This window comes from Streptomyces sp. NPDC001056 (genome assembly GCF_053598955.1).
The window spans coordinates 76,891-91,600 of sequence record NZ_JBSFLI010000021.1; the positions used below are offsets into that span (position 1 = coordinate 76,891).

General features: G+C 71.3%; 15 protein-coding genes. 9 read left to right on the forward strand and 6 right to left on the reverse strand.

Annotated elements, in window-relative coordinates; genetic code table 11:
- Window position 1 precedes the first annotated feature (1 nt).
- The gene (locus tag ACWDD7_RS24170; RefSeq protein WP_450458875.1) at window positions 2-844 is read right to left on the reverse strand and encodes a basic amino acid ABC transporter substrate-binding protein; all 843 of its coding nucleotides are present in this window, start codon (window positions 842-844) and stop codon (window positions 2-4) included.
- 150 nt (window positions 845-994) lie between these two features.
- Here ACWDD7_RS24170 and ACWDD7_RS24175 point away from each other — a divergent pair, with 150 nt between their 5' ends.
- The 6 genes from ACWDD7_RS24175 to thpD all read left to right on the forward strand — a co-directional run bounded on the left by ACWDD7_RS24175 (window position 995) and on the right by thpD (window position 6,169).
- Window positions 995-2,095 (forward strand): pyridoxal-phosphate-dependent aminotransferase family protein, encoded by a 1,101-nt coding sequence (locus ACWDD7_RS24175; RefSeq protein ID WP_450458876.1) that lies wholly within the window; start codon window positions 995-997, stop codon window positions 2,093-2,095.
- An 81-nt stretch (window positions 2,096-2,176) separates the two neighbouring features.
- On the forward strand, window positions 2,177-2,713 hold the full coding sequence (locus ACWDD7_RS24180; protein WP_450458877.1) for a DinB family protein: 537 nt from the start codon (window positions 2,177-2,179) through the stop codon (window positions 2,711-2,713).
- Window positions 2,714-2,968: 255 nt separating this feature from the next.
- A complete protein-coding gene (gene ectA / locus ACWDD7_RS24185) occupies window positions 2,969-3,487 on the forward strand; it encodes a diaminobutyrate acetyltransferase (RefSeq protein WP_351865360.1) in 519 nt (172 codons plus the stop codon).
- A gap of 13 nt (window positions 3,488-3,500) precedes the next feature.
- Window positions 3,501-4,772 carry a diaminobutyrate--2-oxoglutarate transaminase gene (ectB, locus tag ACWDD7_RS24190; RefSeq protein WP_351865357.1) on the forward strand — a complete coding sequence of 424 codons (1,272 nt, stop codon included), beginning with the start codon at window positions 3,501-3,503 and terminating at the stop codon, window positions 4,770-4,772.
- Between the two features lie 86 nt (window positions 4,773-4,858).
- On the forward strand, window positions 4,859-5,269 hold the full coding sequence (locus ACWDD7_RS24195; RefSeq protein WP_450458878.1) for an ectoine synthase: 411 nt from the start codon (window positions 4,859-4,861) through the stop codon (window positions 5,267-5,269).
- A 6-nt stretch (window positions 5,270-5,275) separates the two neighbouring features.
- Window positions 5,276-6,169 (forward strand): ectoine hydroxylase, encoded by an 894-nt coding sequence (thpD, locus tag ACWDD7_RS24200; RefSeq protein ID WP_450458879.1) that lies wholly within the window; start codon window positions 5,276-5,278, stop codon window positions 6,167-6,169.
- 97 nt (window positions 6,170-6,266) lie between these two features.
- Here thpD and ACWDD7_RS24205 read toward each other — a convergent pair whose 3' ends face one another.
- From ACWDD7_RS24205 to ACWDD7_RS24220, 4 genes are all read right to left on the reverse strand, one after another.
- Window positions 6,267-7,319 (reverse strand): aminotransferase class V-fold PLP-dependent enzyme, encoded by a 1,053-nt coding sequence (locus ACWDD7_RS24205; RefSeq protein ID WP_450458880.1) that lies wholly within the window; start codon window positions 7,317-7,319, stop codon window positions 6,267-6,269.
- A 340-nt stretch (window positions 7,320-7,659) separates the two neighbouring features.
- A complete protein-coding gene (locus tag ACWDD7_RS24210) occupies window positions 7,660-8,379 on the reverse strand; it encodes a DsbA family oxidoreductase (protein WP_351865346.1) in 720 nt (239 codons plus the stop codon).
- A gap of 75 nt (window positions 8,380-8,454) precedes the next feature.
- On the reverse strand, window positions 8,455-8,967 hold the full coding sequence (locus tag ACWDD7_RS24215; RefSeq protein WP_450458881.1) for an N-acetyltransferase family protein: 513 nt from the start codon (window positions 8,965-8,967) through the stop codon (window positions 8,455-8,457).
- Window positions 8,968-9,001: 34 nt separating this feature from the next.
- Window positions 9,002-10,531 carry an aldehyde dehydrogenase (NADP(+)) gene (locus ACWDD7_RS24220; RefSeq protein WP_450458882.1) on the reverse strand — a complete coding sequence of 510 codons (1,530 nt, stop codon included), beginning with the start codon at window positions 10,529-10,531 and terminating at the stop codon, window positions 9,002-9,004.
- Window positions 10,532-10,672: 141 nt separating this feature from the next.
- Between ACWDD7_RS24220 and ACWDD7_RS24225 the strand changes: the two genes are divergently transcribed.
- The 3 genes from ACWDD7_RS24225 (at window position 10,673) to ACWDD7_RS24235 (ending at window position 13,518) form a co-directional block, all read left to right on the forward strand.
- Window positions 10,673-11,446: an IclR family transcriptional regulator gene (locus ACWDD7_RS24225; protein WP_450458883.1), complete on the forward strand. Its 774-nt coding sequence runs from the start codon at window positions 10,673-10,675 to the stop codon at window positions 11,444-11,446.
- Between the two features lie 47 nt (window positions 11,447-11,493).
- A complete protein-coding gene (locus ACWDD7_RS24230) occupies window positions 11,494-11,964 on the forward strand; it encodes a GNAT family N-acetyltransferase (RefSeq protein ID WP_351865335.1) in 471 nt (156 codons plus the stop codon).
- Between the two features lie 96 nt (window positions 11,965-12,060).
- A complete protein-coding gene (locus ACWDD7_RS24235; protein ID WP_450458885.1) occupies window positions 12,061-13,518 on the forward strand; it encodes a peptidoglycan D,D-transpeptidase FtsI family protein in 1,458 nt (485 codons plus the stop codon).
- 171 nt (window positions 13,519-13,689) lie between these two features.
- On the opposite strand, the gene ACWDD7_RS24240 is transcribed toward ACWDD7_RS24235, so the two are convergent.
- Window positions 13,690-14,487 (reverse strand): HAD family acid phosphatase, encoded by a 798-nt coding sequence (locus ACWDD7_RS24240; protein ID WP_450458886.1) that lies wholly within the window; start codon window positions 14,485-14,487, stop codon window positions 13,690-13,692.
- Window positions 14,488-14,710: the final 223 nt, after the last annotated feature.

The window sequence follows — 14,710 nt, forward strand, 5'->3', positions numbered from 1 at the left end:
GTCAGGAGCCGGCCGGGGAGGCGACGGAGGAGTCGTACGGGCCGATCCACTTCTCGTAGATCTTCTTGTAGGCGCCGTCGGCCTTGGCGTCCTTGAGGGCCTTGTTGACGGCGTTCAGCAGGGGCTTGTTGCCCTTCTTGACCGTGAAGCCGTACTGCTCGCCGGTCTTCAGGTTGTCGACGACCTTGAACCTGTCCGCGTTGGCCCTGTCCTTGAGCCAGCCCTGGACCACCGGGTAGTCGATGACGACGGCCTGGACCTGGCCGGTGCGCAGGCCGTTGAGGACCGCGTCGGAGGAGGCGAAGGAGACCGGGTCGAGGCCCTTCTTCCTGGCGAAGTCCTCGCCGGTGGTCTGCGCCTGGGCGCCGACCTTCCTGCCCTTCGCGTCGGCGAGCGAGCCGATCCCGCTGTCCTTGCCGACCAGTACGGCCTGGGTGGCCTCGAAGTACGGGTCGGAGAAGTCGACGTTCTTCGCGCGCTCGGCGGTGATCGTCATACCGGCGGCGGCGAGGTCGCACTGGCCGGAGTTCAGGAAGGCGCCGGTCTTGAAGTTCTCGAACGGCGTGTCCACGATCTGCTGCTTGACGCCGAGGTCCTTGGCGACGAGGTCGATCAGAGAGACGTCGAAGCCCTGCACCTTGCCGTCGACCACCGACTGGAACGGCGGGTAGGGCAGGTGGGTGCAGGTGGTGAGCTGCCCGGCCTTGGCCAGGTGCACGCCGCCCGCCGCGGTCGCGCCGCTCCCCGAGTCGCCGGAGGAGCAGCCCGCCACGACGAGCACGAGACCGGCGGTCGCGGTGGTGGCAGCCAGAAGACGGGTCCGGCGTCCGAGGAGGGTTTTCATGGGGGAGGACTCCTGTGGGGGGAACGATAGGTTCCGATTATAAGGAAATGTTTGGGTCTCTCAAATCAAACCCATGGGCATGAGGCCCCTGGACCTAAGATCGGGGGGAGTGGACCCCCGTGAACCCTGCGAAGAAGAGAGAACACCGCCGTGACGCACCCCTTCCTCGACCTGCCCCCGCTGACCGCGCGACGCTTCGCCGCGATCGAGGACCGGGTGGCCCGGCTGCTGGACACCCGGCAGGACGTGCTGATCACCCAGGGCGAGGCGCTGCTGCCGCTGGAGGGCGCGATCCGCGCGGCCGCCGGTCCGGGCACGGTGGCGCTGAACGTGATCACCGGTCCGTACGGGCAGACCTTCGGCAACTGGCTGCGCGACGCCGGCGCGACGGTGTACGACATCTCGGTCCCCTTCCACACGGCGGTGCGGGCGGAGCAGATCCGCGCGGCGTTCGCCGAGCACCCGGAGATCGACTTCGTCTCCCTGGTGCACGCGGAGGCCGCGACCGGCAACACCAACCCGGTCGCGGAGATCGGTGAGGCGGTACGGGAGCAGGGCGCGCTGTTCTATCTGGACGCGGTCGCCTCGGTGGGCGCGGAGCCGGTGCTGCCGGACGCCTGGGGCGTGGACCTGTGCGTGATCGGCGCGCAGAAGGCGATGGGCGGCCCGGCGGGCGTCTCGGCGATCTCGGTCAGCGAGCGCGCGTGGGCCCGGATGGCGGCGAACCCGAACGCGCCGCGCCGCTCCTACCTCTCCCTGCTGGACTGGAAGGAGCGCTGGCTGGACGCCGGCCGCACCGCGCTGCCGCACGCCCCGGCCCAGCTGGAGATGCTGGCGCTGGACGCCTGCCTGGAGCGGATCGAGGCGGCCGGCCTGGACGCGGTGACGGCCCGCCACCGGCGTGCGGCGCAGGCCACCCGGGCGGGCGCACTGGCCCTGGGCGGCGGCCTGGAGCCGTACGTCCACGAGGCCTCGGACGCGGCTCCGGTGGCGACGACCCTGCGGGTGCCGCCGTCGCTCACCGCCTCCGACCTGGCGGCCACCGCCCTGGCCGCCGACTCCGCCCTCCCGCTGGCCGCGGGCGGCGGCGCCCTGGCCAAGGAGATGGTCCGCGTCAACCACTACGGCCCCGACGCCACCGAGGCCGCCGTCCAGTCCTGCCTGGCGGCACTGGGCGCGGCCCTCGCCGAACAGGGCGCGACGGTGGACCCGGCGGCCGCGCGGCAGGCCGCAGCCCGAGCCTGGCGGTAGCCGCCACCGGCCCCCGACGAACACGACGGCCCGCGCCGGACGGCGCGGGCCGTTGTCACACCCGGCTGCCATGCTGCCCCCATGACGACGGAACACAGCCCGCAGCGGCAGACCCTCCCCGACGGCCGGCCCGTTCCCCTGCTGACCGGCGCCGAGCGCCCCATGCTGGAGAGCTGGCTGGACTTCCACCGGGCCACGCTGGAGCTGAAGTGCCGCGGCCTGGACGACGGGCAGGCGCGGGCCGCCTCGGCGCGGCCGTCGGAGCTGACCCTGCTGGGACTGGTGCAGCATCTCGCCGAGGTCGAGCGGACGTGGTTCCAGCGGGTGCTGGGGGACCTGGACCTGCCGCCGGTGTTCGACGAGGAGTCGGGCTACGCCCTGGACCCGGCGCGCGGACTTGAGGAGGCGCTGACCGTCTGGCGGCACGAGATCGCACGTGGACGCGAGTTGTGCGCCGGGCGGTCGCTGGAGTCCACCGGGCGGATCGCCGACGGACCGATGGCCGGGGCGGAGGTCAGTGTGCGCTGGGTGCTGATCCATCTCATCGAGGAGTACGCGCGCCACAACGGGCACGCCGACATTCTTCGTGAACGAATCGACGGTGCCACCGGAGCTTGAATTCAATTTAGTTTCACAATTCCCGCCAATTTCCCGGACGACAGCTTCCCATACTCTTCTGCCCGCTTTTCTCGCGACTAAACGGGGCAGTTTTCCGGGAGATTTCTGACGGTTTCACACCTGTGACGCACTCCACAAACTGTACGCTTTGCCATGGTTTGCCACAGGTCATTTCCGGCATATCGCGCCCCATCCGTCGCCACACGGGAACCGTGGTCGTGCATTTCTTAATTCGGCTCGCTAAATTCGTGCCGCATGACTGCCGCACCCGCAGACCTGCTCATCGACCAGCCGGCGATGGCGGACGGAGCCACGCTCTGGCGCCTCGCCAAGGACTCGAAAACCCTCGATCTCAACTCGTCCTACAGCTATCTGCTGTGGTGCCGGGACTTCGCCGGCACCTCGGCGGTGGCGCGTGGTGCGGACGGCACGCCCGTCGGTTTCGTCACCGGGTACGTGCGGCCCGACCGCCCGGGCACCCTGCTCGTCTGGCAGGTCGCCGTGGACGACGCCCACCGCGGCCGGGGCATCGCCGCCGCCCTGCTGGACGGGCTGACCCGACGCCTCGCCGCCGAGCGCGGTGTCACCGACATGGAGACCACCATCACGCCCGGCAACACCGCCTCCGAGCGGCTGTTCACCTCGTTCGCGCAGCGGCACGGCGCGCACCTCACCCGCGAGGTGCTGTTCCCCGCCGAGCTGTTCCCGGACGGCCCGCACGACTCCGAAGTCCTCTACCGCATCGGACCGTTGACCGATTCCCCCGCCCACTGAGGAGCGCATCACCGTGACCATCACCCAGCCCGACCTCAGCGTCTTCGAAACCCTGGAGTCCGAGGTGCGCAGCTACTGCCGCGGCTGGCCCACCGTGTTCGACCGCGCGCAGGGCAGCCGGATGTACGACGAGGACGGCCACGCGTACCTCGACTTCTTCGCCGGCGCCGGATCACTCAACTACGGCCACAACAATCCGGTACTGAAACGGGCGCTGATCGACTATCTGTCCCGGGACGGGGTCACCCACGGCCTGGACATGTCGACCACGGCCAAGCGCTCGTTCCTGGGGACCTTCCAGAACCTGGTGCTGCGCCCGCGCGACCTGCCGTACAAGGTCATGTTCCCGGGCCCGACCGGCACGAACGCCGTGGAGTCGGCGCTCAAGCTGGCCCGGAAGGTGAAGGGCCGCGAGGCCATCGTGTCGTTCACCAACGCCTTCCACGGGATGTCCCTGGGCTCGCTCGCGGTGACCGGCAACGCCTTCAAGCGGGCCGGCGCCGGCATCCCGCTGGTGCACGGCACCCCGATGCCGTTCGACAACTACTTCGAGGGCACCGTCCCGGACTTCCTGTGGTTCGAGCGGCTCCTGGAGGACCAGGGCTCCGGCCTGAACAAGCCCGCCGCGGTGATCGTGGAGACCGTGCAGGGTGAGGGCGGCATCAATGTGGCCCGGCCCGAATGGCTGCGCGCGCTCAAGGAACTGTGCGAGCGACAGGACATGCTGCTGATCGTCGACGACATCCAGATGGGCTGCGGCCGCACCGGCGCCTTCTTCTCCTTCGAGGAGTCCGGGATCACCCCGGACATCGTCACGGTGTCGAAGTCGATCAGCGGCTACGGCCTGCCGATGTCGCTGTGCCTGTTCCGGCCCGAGTTGGACGTGTGGGAGCCGGGCGAGCACAACGGCACCTTCCGCGGCAACAACCCCGCGTTCGTCACCGCCACCGCGGCCCTGGAGACCTACTGGACCGACGGCTCGGCCATGGAGAAGCAGACCCGCGCCCGCGGGGAGCAGGTCGAGCAGGCGCTGATCTCCATCACGGAGGAGAACCTCGCCGACGTGAGGGAGTACCGCGGGCGCGGGCTGGTGTGGGGCATGGAGTTCCACGACAAGGACCGTGCCTCGCGCATCGCACGGCGGGCCTTCGAGCTGGGACTGCTCATCGAGACGTCCGGCCCGGAGAGCGAGGTCGTCAAGCTGCTGCCCGCCCTCACCATCACCCCGGACGAGCTGGACGAGGGCCTCAGCGTCCTCGCCCGCGCCGTCCGGGAGACCGTCTGAACCGCGGCGTCCGCCCACGGCGTCCGACCAGGGCGTCCGAACCCGAACGCCTGAACCCGAACGTCTGACCAGGAGGAAGCACCACCGTGATCGTCCGATCGTTCAAGGACATCGAAGGCACCGACCGGCACATCAAGTCGAAGTCGGGCACCTGGGAGAGCAAGCGGATCGTCCTGGCCAAGGAGCGGGTCGGCTTCTCCGTGCACGAGACCATCCTGTACGCGGGCACCGAGACGGCGATGTGGTACGCCAACCACATCGAGGCCGTCGTCTGCACCCGGGGCGAGGCCGAGCTGACCGACCGCGAGACCGGGAGGACGTACACCATCACGCCCGGCACCATGTACCTCCTGGACGGGCACGAGCGGCACACGCTGCGCGTCAAGGAGGACTTCCACTGCATCTGCGTGTTCAACCCGCCGGTCACCGGACGGGAGGACCACGACGAGAACGGCGTCTACCCGCTGCTCACCGAGCCCGAGCCCGAGGAGGTGTGAGAAACCATGACCACCGCCACCGTGAAGGACCTCTACCCGACCCGTGGCACCACCGAGGTGACCGTCCCGCGCCAGGACCCGGTCGTCTGGGGCTCCCCCCGCACACCCGGCCCGATCGCGACGGCCGACCTCCAGGCCTACGAGCGTGACGGCTTCCTCGCCGTCGACCAGCTGATCGGCCCCGCCGAGGTCGAGATCTACCGGCAGGAGCTGGACCGGCTGGTCACCGACCCGGCGATCCGCTTCGACGAGCGCTCCATCGTGGAGCCGTCGTCCCAGGAGATCCGCTCGGTCTTCGAGGTGCACCGGATCAGCGAGGTGTTCGCGGGCCTGGTGCGCGACGAGCGCGTGGTCGGCCGGGCCCGCCAGATCCTCGGCTCGGACGTGTACGTCCACCAGTCGCGGATCAACGTCAAGCCGGGGTTCGGCGCGAGCGGCTTCTACTGGCACTCGGACTTCGAGACCTGGCACGCCGAGGACGGTCTGCCGAACATGCGCACGGTGTCGGTCTCGATCGCGCTGACCGAGAACCACGACACCAACGGCGGTCTGATGATCATGCCCGGATCGCACAAGACGTTCCTGGGCTGCGCCGGCGAGACGCCCAGGGACAACTACAAGAAGTCGCTGCAGATGCAGGACGCGGGCACCCCGTCCGACGAGGCGCTGACCGAGCTGGCGGGCGAGTACGGCATCAAGCTGTTCACCGGCGGGCCCGGCTCGGCCACCTGGTTCGACTGCAACTGCATGCACGGCTCCGGCGACAACATCACGCCGTTCCCGCGCAGCAACGTCTTCATCGTGTTCAACAGCGTGGAGAACGCCGCGGTGGAGCCCTTCGCCGCGCCGGTGCGCCGGCCGGAGTTCATCGGCGCGCGGGACTTCACTCCGGTGCGCTGAACGCCGTGACCGGGTGAGCCGAGCAGCACCCCGACCACCGGGCCGGGGCCTCCACGTGTGGGACGGGAGGCCCCGGCCCGGTCATGTCCGGGCGCGCTCAGCCGGACAGCGCGTCGAGCAGCCGGTCCACGTCCGCGGCCGTGTTGTAGAGGTGGAAGGACGCGCGCAGATTGCCCGCGCGGTCGGAGACCTCGATGCCGGCGCGGCTCAACTCCGCCTGCTTCCGGCCGAGTCCGGGCACGGAGACGATCGCCGAGCCGGGCGCGGGCAGCGGCTCGTGCCCGAGCCGGGCGAGCCCCTCCCTGAAGCGGTCGGCGAGGGCCAGGTCGTGCTCGTGCACGGCGGCCACGCCCAGTTCCTCGATCAGCGTGAGCGAGCGGTACACCCCGCTGTAGGTGAACAGGCCGGGGCTGACGTCGAACCGGCGGGCGGAGTGGGCGAGTTCGGCGACCGGGCCGTAGCAACTGGACCAGGGATCCTCGGCCGCGACCCAGCCCGCGAGCAGCGGGGTCAGCTCGCCGAGGTCCTGGGGGACCACGAGGAAGGCGGCGCCGTGCGGGCCGAGCAGCCATTTGAAGGTGGTGGAGACGGTGTAGTCGTAGCCGTCCGCGTCGATGGGCAGCCAGCCGGCGGCCTGCGAGAAGTCGACGTAGGTGCGCGCCCCGTGGGTGCGGGCGGCCTCGCGCAGGGCGGGCAGGTCGGCGACCCGGCCGTCGGCGGACTGCGCGGCGCTGACCGCGACCAGCGCGGTGCCGGGGCGCACGGACTCGGCGAGCCGTTCCAGCGGTACGGCGCGCACCTTGAGGTCGCCGCGGACGTGGAAGGGGTTCACCACGGAGGTGAAGTCGTCCTCGGCGGTGAGGACTTCGGCGCCCGCGGGCAGGGCGGCCGCGATCAGTCCGGTCTGGGCGGCGACGGAGGGACCGGCCGCCACCCGCCCGGCCGGGACGCCGGCGAGGCGGGCGAAGGCGGCGCGGGCGTGTTCGACGTCCTCGAACAGCGGGTCCAGCGGGCGGCCCTCGGCCCGGATCGCCATCGCCTCCTGGAGGGCGGTGAGGGTGCGGGCCGGGAGCAGGCCGCTGGTCGCGGTGTTGAGGTAGGTGTTCTTCGGGCGGAACTCGGCGCGGACGAGGCTCTCGAAGGTCTCCATGAGCCCACTGTGCGGGCCGGGGAGGACCGCGTCCATTGCGCGTTTCTACGGGAACGACCCAAGGGGTTCTTATACGACGCCGCCGACCTGGCATTTCACCCTACGGCTTGCCACCCGGGCGTTCCGTCCGACGACCTCCGGAGCGGGAGTTCCATCCTGCGACCTCCGCCCCGAGGGCTCCGCCCGACGCCCTCCGCCCGGGGGGGCTCGCTCCGACGGCCTCCACACCGGGGTCCCGACCCGGGACTCGGTCCCGCAGTCCCGGCCTGGCGGCGCAGTCCCGCCGACCCGACCCGCGGCTCAGCCCCGCGGTCCCGACCCCGCGGCTCACCCCCGTGGCTCAACCCCGCGGCGGGACCGCGCAGCCGTCGGGGCCGCAGGCGTCGGCGTCGCCCTGGTCGACCAGCCGGAGCGGGGAGCGCTCGCCCCATGCCTGGGTGAGCGCCTGGGTGAAGACCTCGGCGGGCTGGGCGCCGGAGACGCCGTACGCGCGGTCGAGGACGAAGAAGGGGACGCCGGTCGCGCCGAGCCGGGCGGCCTCGCGCTCGTCCTCGCGGACGGCGTCGGCATAGGCCTCCGGATCGGCGAGCACCGCGCGTACCCGCTCGGCGTCGAGCCCGGCCCCGACGGCCAGCTCGACCAGCCGTTCGTCGCCCTCGGCGAACACGGACCGCTCCTCGGCGAAGTTGGCCCGGTACAGGGCCTGGATCAGCGCGTCCTGGCGGCCGTGCTCCTTGGCGAGGTGCAGCAGGCGGTGCATGTCGAAGGTGTTGCCGTGGTCGCGGCCCCGGGTGCGGTAGTCCAGGCCCTCGGCGGCGGCCTGGGCGCCCAGGTTGTCCTCCCCGGCCTCGGCCTGCGCCTCACTCATGCCGTACTTCCTGGTCAGCATGGTGAGCACGGACTCGACATCGCCCTTGGCGCGGCCCGGGTCCAGCTCGAAGGAGCGGTGCACCACCTCGACGTCGTCACGGTGCGGGAAGGCAGCGAGCGCCTTCTCGAAGCGGGCCTTGCCCACGTAGCACCAGGGGCAGGCGATGTCGCTCCAGATCTCGACGCGCATGTCTTCGGCTCTTTCCGGGTCGTACGGGTGCGGAGACGATCTCCGCCGAGTACGTGAACGTTCAAATGCCGGTGGTCATTCCCGTCCCGGCGGCACCGCGTACCGCAGGAACAGATGGTGGTCCCCCTCGGCCGGCGGGTTCTCCGGATCCGGCACCCATCCCTGCCGGGCGTAGAAACCCTGGGCCCGCCGGTTGTCCACATGGACGTCGAGCACGGCCGTCCGCCGCCCCTCGGCCCGCCACTCCCCCACGCAGGCCGCGTGCAGGGCCGTACCGACGCCGCCCCGCCAGCGGTCGGGGTCGACGTGGAACTGGAACAGCTTGACGGTGTCCGCGCCGGCTCCGTCCGGGGTGCGGAAGGAGGCGATGCCGACCAGCCGCCCGTCGAGCCGGGCGCACAGCACCCGCCCGTCCGGGCGCTCGATGGAGCCCCGCCACGCCTCGACCCAGTCGAAATCCGCCTGCGGCACCCCGTCGGGGTAGTACGTCGAGCGGGCCCGCAGGTGCAGCTCGGCGATGGCCCCGGTCTCGGCGGGCAGCGCGGCGCGGATCTCCAGGGCGGCGTCGTCGTCTCGTGAGCTGATCATGCGACGGAGGACGTCTGTGCCGTTCCGGCGGTTCCTACCGCTCCAGAACCCCGTTGTACCGCCGGGGGATTCCGAGGGTGTTGTCGTCGCGCAGCTCCGGGGGCAGCAGGGGCTGCGGGGTGTTCTGGTAGGCGACCGGGCGCAGCCAGCGCTCGATGGCCGTGCCGCCCACCGAGGTCGAGGTGGAGGTGGTGGCCGGGTAGGGGCCGCCGTGGTGCTGGGCGGGGGCGACGGCGACGCCGGTCGGCCAGGCGTTGACGACGACACGGCCCGCCAACGGGGTGAGCTCGGCGAGGAGTTCCACGCCCCTGCCCGCTCCGGCGGCCTCCTCGGCGGAGAGGTGGACGGTGGCGGAGAGGTTGCCCGGGAGGCGGGACAGGAGCGTCGTGGCCTCCGTCTCGTCCTCGTAGCGGGCCACCACGGTCACCGGGCCGAAACACTCCTCCAGCAGCAGGTCGTACGGCCCTTCGGAGGCGAGCCTGCGCGCCGGCACCGTCAGGAAGCCCGCGCTGACCATGTGGTCGCCGCACGCGCCCGGCGTCACCGGGCACTCCACGCCCGGGAGTTCGGCGCGTTCGCGCACCCCCGCGACGAAGGCGTCCCGGATACGGTGGTCGAGCAGGACCCCGGCCTCGGTGGAACTCACCGCGTCCGTCAGGGACTTCAGCACTCGATCCCCGGCCGCACCGGAGGGGACCAGCGCCAGGCCGGGCTTCACACAGAACTGGCCGACGCCGAGGGTCATCGAACCGGCGAGGCTGGCCCCGATCTCCTCCGCGCGCTCGGCGGCCGCCTCCTCGGTGACCAGCACCGGGTTGAGGGAGCCCAGTTCGCCGTGGAACGGGATCGGCACGGGACGCGCGGCGGCCGCGTCGTACAGGGCGCGCCCGCCGCGCAGCGAACCGGTGAAGCCCGCGGCGGCGACCAGCGGGTGCCGGATCAGCTCCACGCCCGCGTCGAAGCCGTGCACCAGGCCGATGACGCCCTCCGGGATGCCGTGCCCGGCGGCGGCCCGGCGCAGCACCTTGGCGACCAGTTCGGACAGGGCGGGGTGGTCCGGGTGGGCCTTGACGACGACCGGGCAGCCGGCGGCCAGCGCGCTCGCGGTGTCGCCGCCCGCGACGGAGAAGGCGAAGGGGAAGTTCGAGGCGCCGTAGACGGCGACGACGCCGAGCGGCACCTTCCAGCGGCGCAGGTCGGGCACGGGCGGGGTGGCGGTGGCATCCGGGTGGTCGATGACGACGTCCAGGAAGGCGCCCTCCTCGACGATGTCCGCGAAGGCCCTCAACTGGTAGGCCGTGCGGGCGAGTTCACCGGTCAGCCGGACCGGTCCCAGCGCGGTCTCGGCGTCGGCGGTCTCCACCAGGCCGTCCCGGGCCGCCTCCAGGCCGGCGGCGGCGGAGCGCAGGAACGCGGAGCGCACGGCGCGCCGGGCGAGGGCGCCGCGCGCGGCCTGCGCGGCCCGGACGACCGCGTCCACCTCCTCGGCCGTGGCCTCCACCGCGACCTGTTCCCGGCGCTTCCCCGTACGCGGGTCGACACTCCAGACTGTTGCTGCTGCCACCGCGGGTCCCTCCCATAAGGCCGCACTCGACCAGGTCAGCCTCAGCGGCGTTCTCTATACTGAACGCCGTCTGCGGTGCTGAACACTCTGCTCGGAGACTGTATATCTCAGGTCCTCGTCGAATCGAAGGGGTCAAGGGCGATGACGGCAGGCGAGGCGGGCGGCGGGGCACAGGTCAAGTCCGCGGTACGGACGGTCGAACTGCTGGAGTACTTCGCCGGCCACCCCGGCATGCACTCCCTCGCGGCCGTCCAGGAGGCCGTCGGCTACCCCAAGTCCAGCCTGTACATGCTGCTGCGCACCCTCGTGGAGCTGGGCTGGGTGGAGACGGACGCGACGGGCACGCGGTACGGCATCGGGGTGCGGGCGCTGCTCGTGGGTACCTCGTACATCGACGGCGACGAGGTGGTGGCCGCCGCCCGCCCGGCCCTGGACCGGCTCTCCGACGACACCGCCGAGACCATCCACCTGGCCCGGCTCGACGGCACCAACGTGGTCTACCTCGCCACCCGCCAGTCCCAGCACTATCTGCGCCCCTTCACCCGGGTCGGGCGCCGGCTCCCCGCCCACTCCACCTCGCTGGGCAAGGCGATCCTCGCCACGTACACCGACGAGCAGGTGCGCACGCTGCTGCCCCGGACGCTGCCCACGCTCACCGAGAACACCCTCACCGACCGGGAACGGCTGATCGAGGAGCTGCACCGGGTGCGGGAGCAGGGCTTCGCGGTCGACCGCGAGGAGAACACGGTGGGGCTGCGCTGCTTCGGCGTGGCGATCCCGTACCGCACCCCGGCCCGCGACGCCGTCAGCTGCTCGGTGCCGGTGGCCCGGCTGACCCCCGCCCACGAACAGACGATCAGGGACGCGCTGTTCGACGCGCGGGACCGGCTGACGCTGGCGACGCGCAGGCTCTGAGCGCGGCGCTGCGGCCGGGCGGTCGTGCCGTCGTAGTCTCGGGCCCCATGGAGATCGTGCTGCGGACCGTCGAGGACGAGGATCTGCCGGTGTTCTTCCGGCAGATGACCGACCCGGTGTCCCTCCGGATGGCCGCGTTCGGCCCCGAGGACCCGACCGACCAGACCGCCTTCGAGGACCGTCTCAAACGCATCCGTACCTCCCTCGCCGTCCTGCGCACCGTGCTGGCCGACGGGCGGGTGGCCGGCAGCGCGGCGGTCTACGGCGAACCCGGCGAGCGCGAGGTGACGTACTGGATCGACCGCGCCTACTGGGGCCGGGGGGTGGCGACGGCCGCGCTGCGCGCCCTGCTCACGGAGGTCCCCGAGCGGCCGCTCTACGCGCGGGCGGCGGCCGACAACGCCGCCTCGCTGCGAGTCCTGGCCAAGTGCGGCTTCCGCGAGTCCACCCGCGCCCGGGACTTCGCCAACGGCCGGGGTGAGGAGATCGAGGAGGTCGTGCTCGTCCTGGACGTCTGAAGCGCGGCAGGAGCGGGACCGCCCAGAATGAGCGGAAGATGAGAAATCCGGGCGTAGGGGAACGTCCTCCCCCGTCCCGAACGTCTTCCGTGCGGGATGAACAAGACGATCAGGCGGGCGTCCGTCTTCACGCTGCTGCTCGTGCTCGCCCTGCTGGCGAGGGCGACCTGGGTGCAGTTCTACGACGGCCAGGCCCTCGCGGACGACACGAACAACCGGCGCAACGCGATCGAGACGTACTCGCGGCCGCTCGGGAACATCATCGTGGCCGGGAACGCCATCACCGGCTCGGCGCGCACCGAGGGAGGCGACCTCGCGTACAAGCGGACGTACACGGACGGCGAGCTGTACGCGGCGGTGACCGGCTACGCCTCGCAGGCGTACGCGCCCACCCAGCTGGAGGGCATCTACGCGGACCTGCTCAACGGCACGGACCCGGGCCTGCGGACGGTGATGGACACCCTCACCGGCAAGCGGGCCGACCCCGGCGACGTGGTCACCACCATCGACCCGGCGGTGCAGAAGGCGGCCTACCGCGCCCTCGGGGACAAGAAGGGCGGGGCCGTCGCCATCGACCCCAGGACGGGCCGCATCCTCGCCGCCGTGTCGACACCGTCGTACGACCCCTCGGTCCTCACCGACGCCAACACGGCCGGCGCCGACTGGAAGCGGCTCAACGCGGACCCGGACAAGCCGCTGACCAACCGCGCGCTGCGCCAGCCGCTGCCGCCGGGCTCGACGTTCAAGCTGGTGGTGGCCTCGGCCGCGCTGGAGAGCGGGCTGTACAGGAACGTGGACGAACACACCGACAGCCCCGACCCGTACCGGCTGCCGGGCACGGTGCGCGACCTGGCCAACGAGAACCCCTCGGCGCCGTGCCGCGACGCCTCGATCCGGGTGGCCCTCCAGTACTCCTGCAACAACGTCTTCGCCAAGATGGCCGTGGACCTCGGCCAGGACAAGGTGCGGGCCATGGCGGAGAAGTTCGGTTTCAACGACGACCACCAGGACGTGCCGGTGCGCGCCTACACCAGCGTCTACCCGTCGGGCATGGACAGGTCCTCGACCGGGCTGACCGGCATCGGCCAGTACGACGTCACCGCGACCCCGCTCCAGATGGCCATGGTGTCCGCGGCGATAGCCGACGGCGGCGAGCTGGCCTCCCCGCACATGGTTTCCCGGACCGTCGACAGCGGCGGCGACGTGGTGCACGACTACGACGGCGACGCCGGCACCGAACGGATCGTCAGCTCCGAGACCGCCGCCCAGCTCCGGTCCGCCATGGAGACCGTGGTCAAGGACGGCACCGGCACCAACGCCCTGATCGACGGGGTGACCGTCGGCGGCAAGACCGGCACCGCGCAGCACGGCGAGAACAACAGCAAGACGCCGTACGCCTGGTTCACCTCGTTCGGCACGTCCGACAGCACCGGCAAGGAGGTGGCCGTCGCGGTGATGGTCGAGCAGTCGGACGCGGCGCGCTCGGAGGTCAGCGGCAACGGGCTGGCGGCGCCGGTGGCGCGGGCGATGATGGTGGCGGCGCTGAAGCGCTGAGGGGGCCGAAGGGGGCGTCGGCCCTGCCGTCCGGCCTGCGCCGCCTGCGCCGCCTGCGCCGTCGATGTCCTCCGCAACGCCCGACCCCCGCCACGGCGCCGGAGTGCGGCCGGTGGCGGGGGCGGGAGACGTCAGAGGGTCTCAGCGGACCCCGGACAGGTTCGAGTGGCCTCAGCCGACGAAGTACGTCGGGTTCGGAAGCTTGTACGTACGGCCCGAGTAGCCGCCGTCCAGGTCCGAGTACTGGTCGCCGAAGTCGGCGATGATCTTGTAGCCGAGGTCGTCCTCGATGTGCTTGCGGGTACCGGCCTTGTACTGGACGGTCGTGCACTTCCAGTCACCCGGGGCGGCGCAGTCCTCCAGGTAGGCCGGCGGGTTGGCCTTGTCCTTGAGGAACATGTGGCCGGCGTCGAGGTTGACGTCGGCGCCGACCTTCTTCAGGTTGGTGACCGCGGCGTCGCGCTGGGCCTCGGTCAGACCCGAGTTGTAGAAGACCGTGACACCCATGGACTGGGCGTACTGGACCAGCTCGGGGCTGCCGAACACGGCGGGACGGTCGGCCCGGTTGACGTAGTCGTTCCAGGTGGCCGAGCTGTAGCCGTAGTTGTTGCGCTTCTCGTAGTCGAGGCTCAGCAGCAGCGTGTCGTCGATGTCGAACATGACGGCGGGCTGCTGGTGGTGCGCACGCGCGGTGTGGGCGGCCCTGGCGATGTACTTCCGGGCGTCCGCGTCGATCTGCGCCAGGTCCTTGGCGTAGGGGCTGTCCGGGGACGCCTGGTAGACGCCGTTGCCGTCGACGGTGGTGCCGTAGTAGGTGTCGATGTCCTTCGTCAGGAGCCCGATGTTGTAGGGCTCGTGGGTGGAGTTGGCCGTCGACTGACCGGCCGTGGCCGCGCCCGCGCCGTACAGGGCGGCACCGGCGACGACGCAGGCGGCGCCGAAGGCGGCCGCTCTGAGGGACTTCCGCATGGATTCTCCGGATCTGGTGGCTGGAGTGAGTTACCAGGTCACGGATTGTCTACGCGCATAACAAGCCGTACCGCGAGGCCTGTTATCCGATCGATACGCGCGTCTTTTTCCGGCCAAGTCCGCACACCACGGCGGAACTTCTGGTTCCGGTACGGGAATGACGGCATCTCGGGATGTTTCGCTCGGGGGCGGGACCGGAGAGGACCGGCCCAGCGGCGCCGCC